A 19,523-nucleotide genomic window follows, 5' to 3' on the forward strand; every position below is an offset into this window, starting at 1 on the left:
GATTCCCCCTTGGGCCCTCGTTAGGGTCCGCGCGCTTTTTTACGTCCCCCTCTCGGAGGCAGTCGTGATCGTCGGAGTTCCCAAGGAGATCAAAACCCGCGAGTACCGCGTCGGCATGGTGCCGGCTGGCGCCGCCGCCCTCATCGCCGCGGGTCACACGGTCCTGATCGAGACGAACGCCGGCGTTGGCTCCGGCATCCCCGATTCGGAGTACCAGCGCGTCGGCGCACAGATCGTCTCCACCGCGGACGAGGTCTGGAAGCGCTCGGAGATGATCATCAAGGTCAAGGAGCCCATCGCGCCCGAGTACGCGCGCATCCAGCCCGGCCAGATCATCTATACGTACTTCCACCTGGCCGGCGTGGACCCGGAGCTGACCAAGACGCTGCTCCAGAAGAAGGCCGCGGCCGTGGCCTATGAAACGCTTCAGCCGGACGACGGCAGCCTGCCGCTGCTCAAGCCCATGAGCGAGGTGGCCGGAAAGATGGCCATCCAGGTGGGCGCCAAGTGCCTGGAGCGGGCCCACGGCGGCAAGGGCATCCTCCTGGGCGGCGTGCCCGGCGTGCGCCGGGGCCGCGTCACCGTCATCGGCGGCGGCGTGGTGGGCCTGTGCGCCGCCAAGGTGGCGGTGGGCATGGGCGCCGAGGTCACCCTCATCGACGTCAACATGGAGCGCCTCACCTACCTGGATGACGTGTTCCTCGGCCGCGTCGGCGTGCTGGCCTCCGACTCGGAGAGCATCTCCCGCTCCGTGCGCGAGGCCGACCTCGTCGTGGGCGCGGTGCTCATCCCCGGTCGCAAGGCCCCGAAGCTCGTCTCCGAGGCCCTCATCTCGGAGATGAGCCCGGGCTCCGTGGTGGTCGACGTGGCGGTGGACCAGGGTGGCTGCATCGAGACGTGCAAGCCCACCACCCACGACAACCCCACGTTCGAGGTCCACGGCGTCGTCCACTACTGCGTCGCCAACATGCCCGGCGCCGTGCCGCAGACGTCCACCTACGCCCTCACCAACGTCACCCGCCCCTATTCGCTCCGGATCGCCAACCTGGGCCTGGCGGCGGCCGTGAAGGAGGACCGCGCCCTCGCGCGTGCGATGAACACCTACAACGGCCACGTCACCTACGAGGCCGTCGCGAAAGACATGGGCTACCCCTACATGCCCATCGCGGACGCGCTCGCCGGCAAGTAAGCCCGGTAAGCAGGTAAACGACGCAGTCCCTGGCGGGGAGGTTCGGATGGCGACATCCGGCCTCCCCGCTCGTTATCTCTGCTAGGGAATATGTTTCCCTGGCCGGCGTCGTGTATTCCCGAAGCGGGCGTCCGGGCGGGTGTCGTGGGATGCCGTTGTTGCCCTGGTTGTTCCCGTGCATACATTTGGCGGGTAAGCGACAACTCATTCCCCTTTTGTTTCGGGCCCTTGGAAGGCGGGACATGTTGGATTTCAGGCAACCCAACCGGACGAAGCAGGAATTCGAAGAGCTGGCGCTCGCCCATCTGGACCCGCTCTATTCGGCGGCGCTGCGCCTGACGAAGAACGAGCGCGACGCCGAGGACCTGGTGCAGGACACCTGCATGCGGGCGTACCGCTTCTTCGACAAGTTCGAGCGCGGGACGAACATCAAGGCCTGGCTCTTCAAGATTCTCACCAACACCTTCATCAACCGCTACCGGCGGAAGGTGAAAGAGCGCACGGTGGTCGAAGGCGTGGAGCGCGAGGCCGTCCACGAGCGCTTCGTGAGCCGGGACGCGACGGACTTCGCGGCCAACCCCGAGCAGTACTTCTTCGACCGGCTCCTGTCGGACGACGTGCTGCGGGCCATTGACGCGCTGCCCATCGACTTCCGGCTGGTGGTCATCCTCGCGGACCTCCAGGAGTTCTCCTACAAGGAGATCGCGGAGATTCTCGAGTGCCCCGTGGGCACGGTCATGAGCCGCCTGTTCCGCGGACGCAAGCTCCTGCAGAAGAACCTGCGTGAGTACGCCGAGGGCCAGGGCGTATTCCGGCACGACGGGGAGCCGGTGAACGCCCCCGCGGACCTGGAAGAGTATCGCCACAGGAAGAAGACAGGGTAGAAACCCGTTCCTAGCGCGCGCCATGAACTGCCAGGACCTCGACCGGCTGCTCTATCCCTACCTCGACGGCGAATTTCAGCCCGAGGAACGAGTGGACCTCGAAACCCACCTCTCCGGGTGCGCTGATTGCCGGCGCCGCGCGGAGGAAGAGAAGCAGATGCAGCAGGCGCTGCGGCGAGCCGCGCGCCACTCCGTCTCAGGCATGCGGGCCCCCGCCTCGCTCCGGGCCGGCATCCAAGTGGGCCTCCAGCAGGAGCAGCGCCGCGTCCAGTTCGGCGTCTGGCTGCGCGCGGGGGCCATGGCGTTGGTGGTGGTGACGGTGGGCGGCGGCTGGGCCGCGTTCCACGCCGAGCAGCGGCTGAGCGCGGCCAGGACGGAAGCGGTGCAGCGCCACAGCAAGAGCAAGGCGCTCCCCTTCGAGATTGCCTCCAACACGCCGGAGCAGGTGGAGGAGTGGTTCAAGGACAAGGTGGATCCGCGCATCACCGTCCCGCAGATTCCCAAGGCGAAGCCGCTGGGCGGGCGCATCTCCATCCTCAACGGCCGCGAAGTCGCGTACATCAGCTACGAGACCCTTCCGGACAACGAAGGTGAGCCGAGCCGCCGCTTGGGCGTCTTCGTGCTCCCTGGCGACAACGAAGTCGTCATCCCGAAGTTCCAGGCCCTGCAAGCCGTGGAAGTGGACTCCGCGCAGGGCTTCAACGTCGTCACCTGGCGCGACGATGAAATCGTCTACGAGATGGTGACGGACATGGACGAAAGCGACATCCGCCGGATGCTCGCCGAGCGCGACAGCGGTGAGAAGCTCGCGCGCAAGTCCGCGCCGGAGGCCGACGAGCCGCTGTATTCGCTCCCGCCCGCGCCGCGCACGCCGCACTCCTGGCCTCCCATCTCCATCGAGCCGGTGACGTACCCTCAGTGACGGAAACGTCGGCTGCGTGACGGCGCTTGCCCGCTCCTCGGGCAGCCGGAATTCCGCCCGGTCCGAACATTGACGCTCCCGCGCATGGCCGATAGCCTCGACGCACATCATCACCTTGCGCGTCGCGGCCGGTAGGGCGTTTGTGCGCGCCGCACACCAGGACGGGCCGTCCCTCCATGTCGAAGAAAATCCTGATCGTCGAAAGCGACACCGCGCTCTCCGCCACCCTGCGCTCGGCCCTGGAGGGCCGGGGCTTCACGGTCGACGAGACGACCGACGGCAAGGGCAGTGTGGAGCAGATCCGCAGGGACCGACCGGACCTCGTGGTGCTCGCGGTGGACCTGTCCGCAGGACAGAACGGCTACCTCATCTGCGGCAAGCTGAAGAAGGACGATGACCTCAAGAACGTCCCCATCGTCATCATCGGCAACCCGGACGGCTTCGCGCAGCACCGAAAGCTGAAGGCCCACGCCGACGAGTACGTCGCCAAGCCGGTGGACGCGGATCAGCTGGTGGAGCGCGCGGGTGCGCTGATCGGCTTCCCCGAGCTGCCCGCCACCGAGGACGTCGTCGACGAGAGCCTCACGCTGGACGCGCTCGGCGACGAGCCGATGACGGCGGACTTCGGCGAGGAGATCTCCGTGGAGACCGCGGAGGAGCCTTCCGTCACGGGCGAGGAGCTGGACCTGGACGCCGCCTTCGGCGACCTGTCCGCGCCCGAGGAGACGCCGTCCTTCGAGGAAGAAGTCGTCGTCGCGCCGCCCGAGGCGGTGGTGGAAGGCGTGGAGGAGGACTTCTCCACGCTCGACTCGCTGGGCACCGACTCGGAGGATCCGCTCGAGGGGCTGGATGACGCCTCCGACGAGAAGACGGTGATCGGCTTCATCGCTCCGGCCCCCGTGGCCGCGCCTCCGCCCGAGCCGCCCCGCGCCGTCGCGCCGCCCCCGGTGCCCCGTCCCACCGCACCGCCCCGCCCTGCCCCGCCGCCCGTCGCGGTGGCGCCCGCGGCCGACGCCGCGGAGCTGCGCAGCCTGCGCGCGAAGGTGGCCGAACTGCAGGCCGAGCTCGATGACTCGCGTGGCGCGGCGTCCCACGCCGAGGAGCGCGTGCGTGACCTGGAGGCGCAGCTGGAGAGCCAGGCCACGGAGCTGGAGGCGGCCCGGGCGTCCTCGGGGAAGAACGACAAGGACACCTTCGCCCTCCGCGACGCGGCCAACAAGAAGGACAAGGAGATCCTCCGCCTCAAGACGGAGCTGAATCAGAAGGACCAGGAGATCATCGAGCTCAAGGACCAGAGCCTGGAGCTGGAGCAGAAGGCCAGCACCGCCGAGACCGAGCTCGCCCAGCGCGACGCCCAGCTCAAGACGCTGACCGCCCGGGCGGAGTCGCTCGCCGCGGACCGCAAGCGCGTGGACCAGCAGCTGGCCGCGGCCAAGGAAGAGGCCCGGGGCGCGTCCGCGCAGCTCACCGCGCTGCAGACGGAGCTGGACCAGCACCAGGCCCAGGCGCATGCCTACGCCGCGGAGCTGGAGGAGCTGCGCGCTCGCGCCGGACAGTTGGAGGCGGACGTCCAGGCCGCGCAGCATGAGGCCGAGGACCTGCGCGTCCAGTTGGGCCAGGCCCAGGTGGAGCTGTCCGAGCAGAGCAGCCGCGCCAGCACGGAGGCCGACGAACTGCGCGGCCGTATCGCCGAGCTGGAGGCCGCCACGGCCCGCAACGAGGAGCGCGTGACGCGCCTCTACGCGCGCATCAAGAGCGAGGAGAAGCTGCGCGAGAAGACGAAGAAGGCGCTCGTCATCGCTCAGCAGCTTCTGGACGAGCCCGCATCTTCGGTGGCGGACGACGCCAGCGAAGCGGCAGCCTAGTCGCACGGGCCGCGCTCCCCGGGCCACCCGTGCCCGGGGCACCGCCAGCCCCCTACCCCTGCTTCTTTGGGGTCGTCTTCTTCTCGTGCAGCTTCTTCGCGAAGCCCTGCACGGCCGCGGGCACGTTCTTGTCGCGGCTGAGGTCCTTCAGCTCGGCGTCGCGGAACGAGTTGAGGAACTTCATGGTGACGGTGAGCGGGACCTTGGGGTTCTTCACCAGCGCCATCTTCACCTTGTGGTTCTTCGTCCACTCGCGGTTGTTGTAGATGACGCGCAGCACGTCATCCATCATCGCGCGGTTGGCGGCGCACGAAAGCACCTCACCGTCGGTGATGCGCGGGCTGCGGATGACGGCCACCGCCACCAGCTTGTTCGTCTCGCGGATGAGCGCGGTGCGGGCTTCCTTGTTGCCCAGCGTGGCCAGCTTGATCTTCTCCGCGATGGACATGCGCATCACGCGCTGGGCCAGCGTCAGGCGCTTGCCCTCCTCCATGGGCGCGGCGGACTCGTCCGCGGCCTCCTGGAACTCCTGGAGCACCTCCTCCGCGGTGGGGCCCTGCGGCGGCGGCGCCTCCGCGGCCTCGGGGCCGAAGACGCGCACGCGCGCGGCCTTCATCTGCGGCACGTCCACCAGCGTCAGGCCGCTGCGCACCGCGAAGTCGCAGACGTTGTCGATGAGCGACACCGGCGCGCTCGCGTTGGCGCAGAGGTTCCGGAGGATGTCCTCGTGGCGCAACAGACGGAGCTGGTTCTGCCCGATGATCTCCGCCAGCTTCGGGCTGCAGTCCTTCGCCACGTCCGCCACCGCGTCGTCCGGCGTGCTGGCGTTGAGGACCAGCATCTCCGCGTAGGCCTCGTTGCCCTTCACGAGCCCCAGGAGGTAGCCGAGCACCTGCGGCTGCACCTCTTCGTCACGCAGCGCGGAGCCCAGGATCCTGTCCGGCAGCCCCGCGGCGGTCTTCGCGGCCGTCTCGCGCACGTTCGCGTCCGGGTCGAACGTGAGCATGTAGAGCGCGCCCACCATGTCGGAGGGGCTGAGCGGAATGAGCGACTTCGCCGCCATCATCCGCAGCGGCACCGGCGCCGCGGGGTCCACGTGCTTGCGCAGGTTGGGCGGCAGGAACTCCGCATCGAAGGGACAGCCCGGCGGCGGCGCCGGGACGGCGTTGGGAGCGGCAGTGGTCATGACGCGTGATTCCTTCCGTAGATGATGCGCAGGCCCTCGAGCGTGAGGAACTCATCCACCTGGTGGATGGCCTTGGACTCGCTGGCCACCAGCGACGCGAGCCCTCCGGTAGCGACGACCTTCACCGGAAAGCCCAGTTCGGCCTGCATGCGGGCGCAGATGCCGTCCACCATGCCCACGTAGCCGTAGACGAGCCCGGCCTGCATGGAGTGCACGGTGTTGCGCCCGATGACATGCGGAGGCCGCGCGAACTCCACGCGCGGCAACTTGGAGGCGTTCTGGAACAGCGCCTCCATGGAGATGTTGATGCCGGGGCAGATGCAGCCCCCCAGGTACTCTCCCTTCGGCGACACCGCGTCGAACGTCGTCGCGGTGCCGAAGTCCACGACCACCACGCCGGCGTGGTGCCTCTCGTAGGCGGACACCGCGTTGACGATGCGGTCCGCGCCCACCTCCCGGGGGTTGTCGTAGAGGATGGGCATGCCCGTCTTCACGCCGGGCCCGATGAACATGGGACGGATGCGGAAGTACCGCTCGCTCATCTTCTCCAGGTTGGACTGGAGCGGCGGCACCACGCTGGAGACGACGACCGCTGTCACCTTCATCGGGTCGATGCCGCGATGGGTGAAGAGCTGCCGGACCAGGATGCCGTACTCATCCGAGGTGCGGCGCGTGCTGGTCTCCACGCGCCAGTGGTCGAGCAGGCGCCGGCCCTCGAACACTCCGAGCACGGTGTTGGTATTGCCGACGTCGATGGCCAGGAGCATCACACCGCGCACTCTACCGCCGTGGGCGCAGCTGCTCCACGTCGCCCGCCAACACGCGTTCGAGCGAGCCCTCCGCCGTCCGGACCAGCAGCGCCCCGGATGGGTCGATGTCCTCGGCCCGTCCCCGCAGCTCCTGCCGGTCGGTGCGCACGAGCACGTCCTGCCCCAGCGTGGAGGACAGCGCCTTCCAGCGGGCACGCACCGCGTCGAAGCCCGTGTCCAGGTAGAGGTCCAGCCACTCCTCCAGCCGCGTCCAGAGCGACGCGGCGAAGCGAGCCCGGTGTACCGGCTGCCCCAGGGCCAGCGACAACGACGTGGCGGTGGCCCGCAGCTCCTCCGGGAAGTGTTCGGCCTGGGAGTTGAGATTGACCCCCACGCCCACGATGACGAAGTGCACGCGCTCGGGTTCGGCGGACAGCTCGGTGAGGATTCCAGCGACCTTGAGGCCGTCGATGTGGACGTCGTTGGGCCACTTGATGGCGGCCTCCACGCCCGCGTCGCGCAGCGACTCCGCCAGCGCCACGGCCGCCACCAACGTCAGCTCCGGTGCGCGCTGGGGCGGCAGGCCCGGACGGAGGATGGCGGAGAAGTAGAGGTTGAGGCCCGGCGGGGACACCCAGGTGCGGCCCCGGCGCCCCTTGCCCGCGGTCTGCTGCTCGGCCACCACGACCTCACCGTGCCTGGCGCCATCCTGGGCCATGCGGAAGGCCTTCTCGTTGGTGGAAGGCAGCGATTCGTGGTGGTGGATGGTGCGGCCCAGGTCGCGGGTGTCCAGCAGCGGGCCCACCTCGAGCGAGGTGAGCCGGTCCGGCACCTCCACCAGCCGGTAGCCTCGCGCGGACACCGCCTCGATGCGGTACCCCTTCGCGCGCAGGGCCTCCACGTGCTTCCACACCGCCGTGCGTGACAGGCCCAGCTTGCTGGAGAGCGCCTCACCGGAGGTGTAATCGCCCCCGCTTTCCGACAGGAAGCTCAGGATGAGCTCTTCCTGGGTCTGCTCGTTCGCATTGGCGGCCACTGCGGCACCTCGTGGAGAGTCTCCACCGTATCAGCATCACTCCGAAGGCGGCGCCACGCCGTCTCGGAGCTGCCAGGCCGTCAGCTCCAGGGAGGTCTGCGGCACCAGCTGGCCGTTGGTCTCCACGGCCATTTCGATGCGCACCATGCCGACGCCAGGCGCGAACGTCATCGTGTTCACCAACGTGGTCTTGGCGTCTGCCCGGTTGCGGCCCTCCACCTGGACACAGCGCGGGAAGGTGCCCGCGGGCGTCTCACAGGAGTCCCCCGCCTGGACGATGTGGTAGCGCTCCGTGGAGGACACGGACACCACGTTCGTCCACGAGTGCCCGGTCCTCACTGGACCGCGCAGCAGGTAGCGCTTGGGATCTCTCAAGCCGTAGCCGTCCAGCGAGAGCTGACCGCCCTGGCTGTCATGGAAGACGCCGGCCTCTTCCTTGAGAATCTCCACGGTGACTTGCTTGTCGTCGCGGCCGTTGAGCCGGTAGGTCCAGCTGTTGCCCACCGCGAGCGGGTAGTACGCGGACACGTCATCGGTGCTGGCGCTCGCGCCCGCCGCCGCGTCGACGTTCTTGGAACAGCCCGTGCCCAGCACCAGGGCCGCCAGCACCGCGGCCCCGCCCATGCCGAATGAACGCTTCATGTCGATGTCAGTCCGCGCGGCCGGGGCCACGCGCCTCCGCAGGTGAGTGCTTACGTGATGCGTAGAGCGTGTCCAGCGCCTGTTGCGCGGCGGCCTGGACGGCGGGCGCATCGTGCCCCTGCGCCATCGTGTAGAGATAGGCCTCCGCCTCTGGGCCACCGATTTCGCCCACCGCGAAGACAATCTCCTGCACGAAGCCCAGGTCACGACCACGCGCCAAATCGATGAGCACGGGCACGGCGACTCGCGCCTTCATCTCCACGAGCGAGCCCATCGTCCTGCGCACCGTCTCTGCGTCGGTCGCTTCCTTGAGCCGGTCGATGAGCAGCGGCGCGGCCGCCGGGTGCTGCCGTTCCGCCAGCGTGCGCAGGCTGAACTCCCGCACCCGAGAGTCCGTGGCCTTGAGGTCCAGCACCAGCGCTTCATCGGAGCGGTCCAGCGCCGTCAGCTGCATGACGGCGGACTCAGTCACCTGGCGCAGGACGTTGGCCAGCGCCGTGCGCATGGCCATCTGCCGTCCCGCGGGCGAGTCCTCCTCGACGGGCGCCTCTCCGAGCCCGACCAGTTCGTAGCGCTGGGGCAGACTCCCACCGAAGCGCTCCAGGACCAGGTTGGCACCCACTTCGGCGAAGCTGCGCGGGTCACCGTCCTTCAGCACTTCGCGGGTGAAGGGCACGTCCAGCGTCATGCGCCAGGGCCGCTCCTCACGCGGCGCATCCGCGCCTTTCTGCTCGAAACGGCCGGAGTCTTTCAGGGCGGCGGTGAAGAGCGTGGCCACGCCCTCGGGAGCCAGGCCCAGCAGGGCGTTGTCCCGCAGGGTGGCCCCGGAGAGTTCCACCGGCGCCACCGGGTAGCGCGGCGACTGCCACCGGCAGGCACCGAGCAGCAGGACGACGCAGGAGGCGAGCAACAGGACCGGCTTCATCGCTCCCCAGGGTAACACCTGGAGAGCGACGGCGCCGACCAATCCCTCACCTCCTGGAGTGCCGCGTCAGCTATCGCGCTCCCCGGACGGCCCCTTGGGGGGCACGGACGAGTCAGCGGACGGCTCACCGTCGGTGGGAGAGGAAGCAGGCTCGCTGACCTGCGCGCCCTCCACGACTCCAGAAGACGTCGTCGTCGCGGCGCCAGGGACCACTTCGCCCGCCGAGCCGTCCGGCGCGCCCGCCTGCGTCTGCCCCGAAGTCGGAGCAGCCGATGACGTCCCCTCTGAAGGAACAGTCCCGGGCACGTCTGCCTGCGTGGCGACGCCCACGGACGCGGATACTGCTTCGCCGGAGGCTGCCTCGGAAACGGCACCACCACCCGCCGAGGCAATCGCTTCGCCCGACGCGGCACCTGGGGCAGCAGCCGAGCCCTCGCCACGGTCAGCGCTTGCATCGACCGACTCGGAGACAGGAGGTGCCTCGCCAGCACCGTTGGCAGCAGGAGACTCGCCCCCCGTCACACCGGTTCCGGCAGTCGACACACCGGTGGCATCGACAGGAGTCGCCTCTCCAGCGACGCCCCCGGCAGCCGTCTCTCCGCCAGCGCCTGCAGCCGGGGCTCCGGCCTCGTCAGCGGCGAGACCAACAGCCCCGGCAACGGAGGCACCCGCCTCACCCGCGACCGAAGCGCCTGCCTCACCCGCGACCGAAGCGCCGGCCTCACCCGCGGCGGCGGCCTCTCCAGCAGCCCCCGCCTCACCAGGGGCTCCGGTGGCACCGGCCTCACCCGCGCGGCTGCCACGGCCGCGACGGCCCCGGCGACGACGGCGGCGACGCTTGCGGTCACCCTGTGCCCCTTCGGCACCGGCCTCCGCGGCGGTTCCATCGGGACGCGCACCTCCCACGAAAGCGCTGGCGGCCTCGAGGTCGTCATCCTCCCCGTCCTCGTCGTCGCCCTCCTCTTCATCCTCGCGGCCCTGCAGGACCGGCGCGGCCGGAATTGGAGCGGCTTCACGCGCCTCCCCGGCGGGAGCAGCCGAAGTCTCCTCCGTGGAAGTCCCCGCGGTGGCCTCGGCTTCACGAGCCTCACGGGCCTCGCGCGACTCACGCTCACGGCGGCGCTTCTCACGCGGACGCTCGCGCTCCGCCGGCGCCGCGGCCTCGGTGGGCTCCTCGCCCTCCCGGGCCTGCTTCTCGCGCTGACGCTCCTCGCGGCGCTTCTGGGCCTCCTCGGCATCCAGCTTCGCGGCCTCGAAGAACTTCTCGTCGACCTCGTACAGCGCGACCTGCGTGACGGAGACGGCCGTCTCCGCTTCCAGGAACTTCTCGCCCAGCGCGTCACCGCACCAGAGCATCACCAGCGAACCATTGGCCTGCGCCTCGGTGCGCGCATCACCGCGCACGTCACCCGCGCTCACCAACAGGCCCACCTGCGCCGAATAGTGGCCCAGGTCACGCCGCAGCTCCTGCACCGACTTGCGGTCGATGCCGGGAGTGCCCTTCAGCATGCGCACCGCGTAGCGCAGCTCCACGCTGCCCTCGCGCTTGCGCGCCGTGAGCAAGGGCCCTTCCTTGGACCGCTTGGCCACCTTCAGCTCGCGGAAGCCCAGGCCGTGCATCATCTTCACGACGGACTTCTCGAACGTACCGACGTCCAGCTCGCCCAGGCGCTTGCGCAGCCCACGCGCCACGGAGCGGCGCGCGTCCTTGAGCGCGGCGCGCAGCGTGGACACCAGCGCGGCATCCGCAGGGGCCTCGCCCGCGGCAGCCGGCTTGCCCAGCACCGGACGACCAGCCTCCAGCGGGATGCCCAGCGCCTGCGCGAACGCGGCCTGGAGCTCCAGCGGCGGTGCCTCGCTCGGGGCGCCAGCGCGCTCCAGCGACACCTCTCCAGAGTCCTTGCTGAAGGCGTACTGCGGCCGGCGGCCCGCGTCGATGCGACGCTGGTTGTCCTCCAGCAGCGCGGTGAGCACCGCCTCCACCGTGGTGTCCTCGGCGCACAGCTCCTTGACCCGGGCGCGCTCGATGATCTGCTCGGTGCGAAGCCCGATGTCCGACTCGCTGAGAATCTCGAACACCACCTCGGGCAGCGGCGGGAAGCGCTTGCGGCGACCGCCACGCTCCTCGTCCTCGTCGCGGCGGCGCTTGCGGTCGCTGCCACGGCCCGCGACCCGCACGTTGTCCGTGCGCGGCTCCGGGTGACGCTCCGGCGGACGCAGCGGCGGCAGTTCTTCTTCAGGATGCGGCTCCACCACGCCGGTTTGAGCCAGTGCCTCGACGTCCTCGGGAATCGACCAGTCAACCAGCGCGAAGGTATCCTTCGCCGTCACAAGTACCTTGCGATCCCGCGTGCGGCGCGCCATGGCTGCGAGGCGCGACAGCATCGTCACCTCAGGCGTCTTGCCCACGTGGGAGAGCAGGCTCTGCTGGATGGACTTCTCGGTAATTTCAAGGAAGTGGAGGGGACGACCTTCGCTCTCCAGGATGCGGAGCGCGGCCTCGTAGAATGTCATCGAGTATTCCCCAGGAATTCCGAACGGTTACAAAAATGTAGGTCCGTATAGGCGGCGGATGCTAGCCATCGCTAAACTGGCTTGTCAACGAACGCAAGATGACCCGCATACGCATCGGACAGCGCTGGAAACGCGAACCCGCGGCTTCCCCGCTCGATTCCATCGCACTGGAATTGGACGGGGTGGACCTTCTGTCCGGGGCCGTGGAGGAGTCTCTAGCAGAAGTCGTCCCCTCCCTGGTGCGCTCAGTTGCGGCGCTCGCGGGTGGACGTCAGAAACTGGCCCAGGTCTCCCTGCCCGAGGCCCACCTGGAGCTGGTGCTCCGCCGCATGGGGCCGGAGGTGGAGCTGCTGGTGGCCAACCTCTCCCGCCCTGCCCGGCTGATGCGCCCTCCCGTCCGGGTGGAGCTGGAGGAACTGGTGGAGGCGGTCCGAGAGGCCGGCGAGCGATTCCTCGCCGACGTCACCCGGGCGGGGCCCAAGGCGCTCGCCACCACCGTGGGGCAGGCCCTCAAGGAGCCGCTGAAAGGCCTGAACCGGCCCGCCCGTCCTCCTGACGAGGCGCCGGCCCGGCCCGCCACCCGGCGCGTGGAGCCCACGGAAGTCCCAGGCTTCGGCTTCGAGGTCCGGAACGCCGGGGCTCCCATGAGCCGTGGCGCCGCGCGGGGAACGGCCGGACTGCTTGCGCCCCTGCTGGCCGCGGGCGAGGTCTGGCTGTCGCTGCCCGGCAAGCCCGAGGCCTGGCGCGTCCCCGGCCCGCCGTTCCTGACGACGCTGGAGCTGTCGCGACTGGCGGTGGAGCTGGCGCGCACGGTGGAGCTGGGCGAAAGCCGCTTCGAGCTGGCCCCCGCGGGCGCGAAGCCTCCGCTCCTGGTCGACCTGAAGTCGGGCCAGGCGAAGGCGGGACGCACCGGGACGCCCTTCCCGCTCACGGGCACCGTGCTCGCCGCCGCCCTCTTCCACCTGGGCGAGTCCCTGGCCGCGGCCTTCGCGGAAGCGGACCACGCGCTGGTGGCCAACCCGTACCGGATGGAGCTGGCGGAGCGCTGCCGCGAGGGCCTTTCGCACCTGCGAGGCCCCGTGCAGCCCCCCGAGGCCAAGGGCGCGGCCCGCGAGAAGAAGGCCCGGGCCACGGGCCAGGGCACGTCACGGCCGTTGAAGGTCCCCGGCCGCTTGCGCCGGCTGCGCTTCGCGAAGCTGTGGGAGAAGCGCGGCCTGCCGGACGCGGAGGAATCGCGGCTGCTGCTGGGCCGGCACGGACCGGTGTACTGCGCGCCGCACCTGGCCTCCGCGTTCTCCCGAAAGGACGGAGAACTGCTGTGGAAACGCGCCGCGGCGTTGGGCGTGGCCGCGTCGGCGGATGGCCACGCGGTGGCGGCGGACATCGCGCGCGTCTACGGCTTCACGGGCCGGGGCGGTGGCGCGCGCTGGCTGCATGACCACGACGGAATCCCGCTGGGCCCGCTGCTGCTGCGCAAGGACGGCCTGCTGCTCACCTTGTCCGAGGACCGCACCGTCGTGGCCTTCGCGGAGGCCACGGGCCGCGAGGTCTGGCGCCTGGCGCCGCCGCGCACCCAGCGCAGCTGGCTGGCCACCCAGGGACACCGCGCGCTGGTGGGCACGGACTCGGGCTACCTCTATGGGCTCGACCTGGAGGACGGGCAGGTCCGCTACCGCATGCGCGCGCCCATGCCGTTCCACGGGCCCCCGGTGGCCTGGGGCCGGCGCTTCCTGGCCATGCTGGGCCGCGGCTCGCACTGGGCCGTGCTGCTCGCGGACGCGCACACCGGCGAATCCGTGTGGACGTATGAGCCGGACCTGTCCCACCTGTCCGCGCCGTTGCCCGTGGGCTCGCGGGTGTTCATCGCCGGAGAGCGCGAGCGCGAAGGCATGCTGCTCTGCCTGGACGCGAAGGGCCGGCGTCTCTGGGAGCGCCCGCTCAACCTGGGCCCTGGCCCCTTTGCGTTGGCGTCCCTCCCCCGCGCGGTCGTGGTGACGAGCGCCTCGGGCGCCGCCACCCGGGTGGCCGCATCCGGAACGGTGGACTGGCGCGTGGGCGCCGCGGGCGAGCCGCTCATCAGCGCGCTCCCCGCCCATACCGCGCGCGACATCACGCTGGTGCCGGGGGAGCGCGTCCGTGCCGTGGACCCCCGCGGCGGGCAGGTGCTCGCGGAGGTCCAGGCCGGCGTGGGGCTCGTCGCGCTCCAGGCCGACGTGCGCCTCAACCTCTACTTCCTGGACGATGCCGGCACGCTGTCCGCGTACCGGCTCGGCTCTCACTTCACGGTGGTGGAGTAACCCCGCGCGAAGGCCTAGTTGGCCGCGGCCTTCGACGGGTCGATCTCCTCCTCGGGCCGCTCTTCCTGGGTGGCGCCCTCCCAGGTCTCGCCAGCGCCGAGCTTCCATTCCGAGGGCACGTCCAGCTTCCACACGTAGGTGGCCGTCGCGGTGCCGCCCGACGCCGCGCTGGAGGAGAGGTTGATGGTCATCTCCACCTTCGCCACCTCGTTCGGGAGCAGGTCCAGGTCGTAATGGCCCAGCACCATCTGCGGGGGGAACGCCCGGACGAAGCGCTCCGGGTGGTCAATCTTCATGGACGGGTCGGCGCCGCGCATCTCGCCCAGCAGCTTCCCCTTCGCGTCCGTGAGCTTCCACACCGTGTCGAACGTGGCGCTGGTCATCATCTTCAGCACCTTGCCGTCATCCTTGAGCACGCGCTGCGCGCCCCACACCGCCAACTGCAGGCGGATCTGCGGCTTGCCCAGCACCATCACCACGTCGGAGGAGATGATGTCCAGGCGCATGCCCTTGTCCGTGGCCGACCACACCGGGCGGTAACGGCCCTCGCGCAGGCTGTCGAACGTCTTGCGCGTGTACTCGTAGAAGGCCTTGCGGTCCTTCGCGCGGTCATCCTTCGCGCCACTCTCCTCGCGCTTCTCCAGCTCCAGGAGGTAGTCGTCGAACTTCGTGTTCCCCTTGAAACGCGTCAGGTGCGCGTCCACCTGATCGAAGTAGTTCTTGAAGAAGGGCTTCAACTCATCACGGTAGCTGGCCTCGTCCGGGTTGGCGCGCATCCAGCCCACGCGTTCGAGGTACTCCGCGTGAATCCGTTGCTGATCCGCATCCCGCTGAGCCTCCAGCGCGCGACCGCTCGCGCTGCGATAGCTCATGACGGCGGCCAGCAGCACACCCGCGACGATGACGATGACTCCGAAGTAGCGCTTCACGCGGCAGTCTCCTGTGCCTTTGTCCCGGCAGTGATATGAAAAATCCCCAACGTGATCCAGGCCACCGGGACCCACCTGTTCACCACGCCCCTTCCATTGGAGGAAGGAGAGCTGCTGGGCAATCCCCAGGTGGCCTGGGCGGCCTACGGAGAACCATCAGACGGCAAAGCGGTGGTGTTGCTGCACGACCTCGCGCATTCGCACCTCGCGTTGGGCCCGCCGGAGGACTCGGCATACCAGCCCTCCGGCTGGGGACGCGCCCTGGTGGGGGCGAACCTCGCGTTGGACCCCGCCATCACCCCCGTCTTCTCTCCCGGGTTGCTCGGCAGCCCTTTCGGCAGCACGTCGCCCGCGACGGTGAATCCCGCGTCGGGGGAACGCTGGGGGCTCGAGCTGCCGCCGCTCACGGTGCAGGACATGGCGCGCGCCGTATCGGCCACGCTGCGCGCACAGGGGCTGACGAAGGTGCGCGCGCTGGTGGGCGTGGGCCTGGGCGCCCATGTGGCGCTGCGACTGGCGTCACTGTTCCCCGACCTGGCCGAGGGAGTGGTGGCCATCGGCGCGGCGCGCGCGCTGCCCGAAGGCGTGCGCGAGAAGCTGGGCCTGTCCTGGCAGGTGCTGCGCGCGGACCCGGACTACCGGGACGGCCTCTACGCGCTGGACGCGCCGCCGCGAAAGACGATGCGCAAGCTGCGTCTGGACTTCCTGAAGCTGCTCTGCGGGCGTGAGTTCCTGGCCTCCGCGTACCCGGCCCCCGAAGCGGCCCGCGCCGCGCTGGAGGCGGAAGCGGACGCCTTCGCGGACGCCTTCGACGCCGTGTCCTGGGCGTCGCTGTGCTCGGCGTACGCGGGCAGCGACGTGTCGGACGGCTTCTCGCGAATCCGTGCGCGGGTGCTCCTGGTGACGGGGACGTCGGATGCCATGGCCCCGATGAACCGGGTGCGTGACACCTACCACCTGCTGAGCGCGGCGGGCGTGAGCGCCCGTTTCCTCGAGCTGCCGGGGCCCGGGGACCACGCGGCACTGCTCCAGGACGCGGAGCGGCTCCATGGCCCGCTGAGCGACTTCCTGCGGCGGTGCTGACTAGTCCCGATTCACGGCGCCAGAGAGCTTGCCGCGAAGCGCGCCCACCAGCATGCCGATGGCAATCTCGTTGTTGCCGCCGTGCGGGATGATGATGTCCGCGAAGTGCTTGGACGGCTCCACGAAGCCCATGTGCATGGGCCGCACGTGGCGCAGGTACTGGCTCACCACGTGGTCGAAGTCGCGGCCGCGGTCCTTGATGTCGCGGGTGAGGCGCCGGAGGATGCGAAGGTCGTCGTCCGCGTCGACGTAGATCTTCACGTCCATCTCATCCCGGACCTCCTTCATGTGGAGCACCAGGATGCCCTCGATGAGGATGATGTCGCCGGGGTCCACGTTCTTCGTCTGCGGCGTGCGCGACGAAGTGACGAAGTCGTAGACGGGCTTCTGGATGGGATGCCCGGACTTCAGCGCTTGCAGGTGCTGAACCAGCAGCTCCCTGTCGAAGGCATCCGGGTGGTCGAAGTTCACCTCACGCCTGTCCGCCAGCGGAAGGTCCTTCAAGTCCCGGTAGTATGAATCCTGATCGATGAAGGCCACGCGGCAATCGGCCAATGCCTCGCGTACCTTGCGGGCAACGGTGGTCTTGCCGGACGCGGTGCCGCCCGCGATTCCGACGACGAGGGGGGACGCCATGTGGGCGCGACGTATCTTACCAGGACGACCAGCGCAAGGGTTCGGTCCAATCCCGGACAATTCTTCCCGCTATCCCTGGCGGATCAGCCCTCGCGCCCTCGCCGCCTCCAGCAACCCAGGGGCTACCTCCGCCTCGGCCATGGGCCGCACAGCGAGCATTCCCAGGAATTCACCCAAGGCCAGGGGCACCGACATCACGTCCGGTCCTCCCGCCCTGCGCCGCGCGACGAAGGACCAGGGCCCCGGGCCGGGCCTGCGCGCCACCTGGTTCAGCGAATCCAGGCCGGACAGCTCCAACGTGCCACACGCCCACGCACGGGCCGTGAGGTGCCGGCGCACGGCTCGGGCGGAATGGACCAGCTCGGACAGGTCCACGGGAAGCGACCCGACCCGCACGTCCTCCATCAACCCCACCTGCCCTGGCGCGGGGGCGGGCACCCGCCGCGTGAACAGCGACGGCAGCAGCATCTCCAGCGTCAGCGCCGCCGACGCCCCCTCATCCGGTGACTCGCGCAGGCGGCGCATGGCCCAGGACGCGAAGGACTGACCGGGCGTCCGCGCCACGGAGTCGAAGAGCTTCCGGTACTCCTTCGAGCCGGTGAAGGCCGCCAGCCCCTCCCGCGTGCCCGCGAGCAACAACCGGGTGAGCGGCCAATCGCGGTCCAGGACCTCCGCGACCACGGCCAGGCGGAAGTCCTGGTCCGCCAGCGTGCCCGCTTCGTCCTCCACGGAGGCCGCGGGCGCGGCGGCGTAACCCGCGTCGAACAAGGCCCAGGGCTGGCTGTCCTCCGTGAGTGGAGGCACGGCCGCGACAGCCGCCGGTACGCGCCACGTCAGCGGCGGACGCGCTCCCGCGGGCACCAGTTGGCGCAGGCGGCGCAAGGACATCCGGGCGACCTCGGGCGGGTGGCCATCCCCCTCGAAGGTGACGGCTCGCAGCGATGGGCAGCGCGGAATCAACGAGGCCAGCAGGTCGAACAGCTCCTCGCGCACCGGCTGCGTGTGGTCATCCACGTAGAAGCTGCGCGGCCCCCGGTGCGTCACCACGCCTCCGGCGATGTGCAGCTCGACGACCTGGTCGAGCGGAAAGCCGTCCAGCCCCGTCTCCAATGGCAGTCCCGCGGAGAGCTGATGGCTGAGCAGGTGCCCCAGGTCGAGCAGCAGCGGCGCCCCGGTGCGCGCGTGCAGCTTCGCCATGAAGTCGAGCACATGCCACTGCCCGCGCCGCGCGAGCACCGCGGGGTTCTCCAGCGCGAGCGGCACGGACAGGTGTTGCTGGACCTGGAGCGCGTGGGACACGCACGCCTCCAGGCCCGCTTCGTTGAAGGGCGGCGTGAAGTAGAGGTAGCCCGGGAAGGGCTGCCCATCCACGTGCCACCAGCCCACGTCGTTGCCCACCCAGGGGCTCTCCACGGCGCGCGCGTGGGCGTCCAAATCCCTCAAGGCCTGGACGGGCTCCAGCGCGGGCCCCCAGAGGTTGAGGTGGACGGGATGGAAGAGCACCGGGACGTCCTGGCGACGGCGCCACATCTCCGGGAACAGCGAGGCGTGCGCCTTCGACTCTTCCAAGGAGAGCGGCGCACTGTACTCCACGTAGTCGAAGAGGCCCGGTGACTCGTCCAGCAAGCGGTAGGGCTGCGGCACGTCCGCCACGCTCAGGTTGCTGCTCAACCCCAGGCCCCGCCAGGGCAGTGTCCACGTCTCGGAAACCGCATGCGTCATGCGCTCAACGTAGACGCGCCCCGCGTCCACCGCCACCCGCGACTGCCGGGCAGTGGCGCGATGAACGCACCCGAGGTCGGGTATGCTCGCCGATTCCCCTCACCCCAGGAGCCGCGATGCCCGCCCCCTCACGCGTCGAGATAGATGAGTCCAACGCGCAGTACCGTGGAGCCTGGAGGCGCTTCGCCCTGGGCAGCAAGTCGGGTGAAGTGGTGGAGCGACCCGAGGTCTACATCACCGCCTGCCACGTCGCCTGGTCGATGATGAACTCCGCCTTCCTGCGCGCGCCCGTCGAAACGGAACAAGCGCTGGCGGCCGCGGCGGCCTCGGCGGCGCGCTACTTCTCCGCCGGTAGACATGGCTGGAGCTTCGTCGTCTGCGACGACTGGCTGGCCCCCTCCATGCGCGACAACGCGCCATCCATCCTCGCCTGGTACGGGCTCAAGTCCGAGATGGACGTCACCGGCATGGTGGCGGACCGGCTGGCGCCCTCCATTCACCCACGGCCTCCGTTCACCATGCGTCCCGTCACGGATACGTGGGGCCGGCAGGCCGTGGCCGACATCAACGCCAACGTCTACGACGTCCCCCGCCACTTCGGCCGTGAAGCCTTCGACGAGGACACGCTCTACACCCCGGACTGCCAGGGCTTCGTGGCGTGCCGCGACGAAGAGGCCGCGGCCAGCACGGTGGTGCTGCGCGTGGATGCCGCCGCCTACGTCGCCCTGGTGGCGACCCAGCCGCAATACCGCCGGCAAGGTGCCGCAGAGGCCGTGATGCGACATGCGCTGGCCAAGGCCCATCAGGACTGGGGCACCGAGCGCACCGTCCTCCACGCCACGAGCGAAGGCGAGCCTGTCTATACCCGCATGGGCTACCGGCCGGTGACGCGCTTCCGCATGTACATGGCGCCTCCACCAGGCCAGGGCTGAGCCACACACGGT

At 69.8% G+C, this 19,523-nt stretch carries 16 protein-coding genes; 7 read left to right on the forward strand and 9 right to left on the reverse strand.

All coding sequences use genetic code 11. The annotated features are described in order from the left end of the window. Positions 1-64: 64 nt before the first annotated feature. The 4 genes from ald (at position 65) to BLU09_RS16985 (ending at position 4,860) form a co-directional block, all read left to right on the forward strand. Entirely contained in the window at positions 65-1,189 is a 1,125-nt protein-coding gene (ald, locus tag BLU09_RS16970; RefSeq protein ID WP_090490585.1) for an alanine dehydrogenase, read from the forward strand. Positions 1,190-1,431: 242 nt separating this feature from the next. Further along, positions 1,432-2,073: a sigma-70 family RNA polymerase sigma factor gene (locus BLU09_RS16975; RefSeq protein ID WP_011554150.1), complete on the forward strand. Its 642-nt coding sequence runs from the start codon at positions 1,432-1,434 to the stop codon at positions 2,071-2,073. A 22-nt stretch (positions 2,074-2,095) separates the two neighbouring features. Next, complete coding sequence (locus BLU09_RS16980) at positions 2,096-2,995, forward strand: anti-sigma factor family protein (protein ID WP_090490586.1); 900 nt, start codon at positions 2,096-2,098, stop codon at positions 2,993-2,995. A 176-nt stretch (positions 2,996-3,171) separates the two neighbouring features. After that, the gene (locus BLU09_RS16985; RefSeq protein ID WP_090490587.1) at positions 3,172-4,860 is read left to right on the forward strand and encodes a response regulator; all 1,689 of its coding nucleotides are present in this window, start codon (positions 3,172-3,174) and stop codon (positions 4,858-4,860) included. A 52-nt stretch (positions 4,861-4,912) separates the two neighbouring features. Here the strand turns inward: BLU09_RS16985 and BLU09_RS16990 are convergent, their stop codons facing one another. The 6 genes from BLU09_RS16990 to BLU09_RS17015 form a co-directional block, all read right to left on the reverse strand. Continuing rightward, positions 4,913-6,046 (reverse strand): hypothetical protein, encoded by a 1,134-nt coding sequence (locus tag BLU09_RS16990; protein WP_090490588.1) that lies wholly within the window; start codon positions 6,044-6,046, stop codon positions 4,913-4,915. After that, positions 6,043-6,813 carry a type III pantothenate kinase gene (locus tag BLU09_RS16995; protein WP_090490589.1) on the reverse strand — a complete coding sequence of 257 codons (771 nt, stop codon included), beginning with the start codon at positions 6,811-6,813 and terminating at the stop codon, positions 6,043-6,045. The genes BLU09_RS16990 and BLU09_RS16995 overlap by 4 nt, the downstream gene beginning before the upstream one ends. A 13-nt stretch (positions 6,814-6,826) precedes the next feature. Then, positions 6,827-7,831, reverse strand: a complete 1,005-nt coding sequence (locus BLU09_RS17000) for a biotin--[acetyl-CoA-carboxylase] ligase (protein ID WP_090490590.1) — start codon at positions 7,829-7,831, stop codon at positions 6,827-6,829. Between the two features lie 36 nt (positions 7,832-7,867). Next, positions 7,868-8,503 (reverse strand): hypothetical protein, encoded by a 636-nt coding sequence (locus BLU09_RS17005; RefSeq protein WP_090490591.1) that lies wholly within the window; start codon positions 8,501-8,503, stop codon positions 7,868-7,870. Next, positions 8,481-9,398 carry a HEAT repeat domain-containing protein gene (locus tag BLU09_RS17010; RefSeq protein WP_090490592.1) on the reverse strand — a complete coding sequence of 306 codons (918 nt, stop codon included), beginning with the start codon at positions 9,396-9,398 and terminating at the stop codon, positions 8,481-8,483. The genes BLU09_RS17005 and BLU09_RS17010 overlap by 23 nt, the downstream gene beginning before the upstream one ends. Before the next feature lie 66 nt (positions 9,399-9,464). Beyond that, entirely contained in the window at positions 9,465-11,912 is a 2,448-nt protein-coding gene (locus BLU09_RS17015; protein ID WP_090490593.1) for an HTH domain-containing protein, read from the reverse strand. Between the two features lie 98 nt (positions 11,913-12,010). On the opposite strand from BLU09_RS17015, the gene BLU09_RS17020 reads away from it, so the two are divergent. Next, positions 12,011-14,209 (forward strand): outer membrane protein assembly factor BamB family protein, encoded by a 2,199-nt coding sequence (locus tag BLU09_RS17020; RefSeq protein ID WP_167371103.1) that lies wholly within the window; start codon positions 12,011-12,013, stop codon positions 14,207-14,209. Between the two features lie 14 nt (positions 14,210-14,223). On the opposite strand, the gene BLU09_RS17025 is transcribed toward BLU09_RS17020, so the two are convergent. Continuing rightward, entirely contained in the window at positions 14,224-15,138 is a 915-nt protein-coding gene (locus BLU09_RS17025; RefSeq protein WP_186817645.1) for a hypothetical protein, read from the reverse strand. 51 nt (positions 15,139-15,189) lie between these two features. Between BLU09_RS17025 and BLU09_RS17030 the strand changes: the two genes are divergently transcribed. Beyond that, on the forward strand, positions 15,190-16,221 hold the full coding sequence (locus tag BLU09_RS17030) for a homoserine O-acetyltransferase family protein (RefSeq protein WP_090490881.1): 1,032 nt from the start codon (positions 15,190-15,192) through the stop codon (positions 16,219-16,221). Here BLU09_RS17030 and udk read toward each other — a convergent pair whose 3' ends face one another. Continuing rightward, entirely contained in the window at positions 16,222-16,857 is a 636-nt protein-coding gene (gene udk / locus BLU09_RS17035; protein ID WP_090490596.1) for a uridine kinase, read from the reverse strand. 69 nt (positions 16,858-16,926) lie between these two features. Further along, entirely contained in the window at positions 16,927-18,579 is a 1,653-nt protein-coding gene (locus tag BLU09_RS17040) for an MbnB/TglH/ChrH family RiPP precursor modification enzyme (RefSeq protein WP_244171788.1), read from the reverse strand. A 116-nt stretch (positions 18,580-18,695) separates the two neighbouring features. On the opposite strand from BLU09_RS17040, the gene BLU09_RS17045 reads away from it, so the two are divergent. Beyond that, on the forward strand, positions 18,696-19,511 hold the full coding sequence (locus BLU09_RS17045) for a GNAT family N-acetyltransferase (protein ID WP_090490598.1): 816 nt from the start codon (positions 18,696-18,698) through the stop codon (positions 19,509-19,511). Positions 19,512-19,523 lie beyond the last annotated feature (12 nt).

The organism is Myxococcus virescens (assembly GCF_900101905.1).
Classification (GTDB): Bacteria; Myxococcota; Myxococcia; order Myxococcales; family Myxococcaceae; genus Myxococcus; species Myxococcus virescens.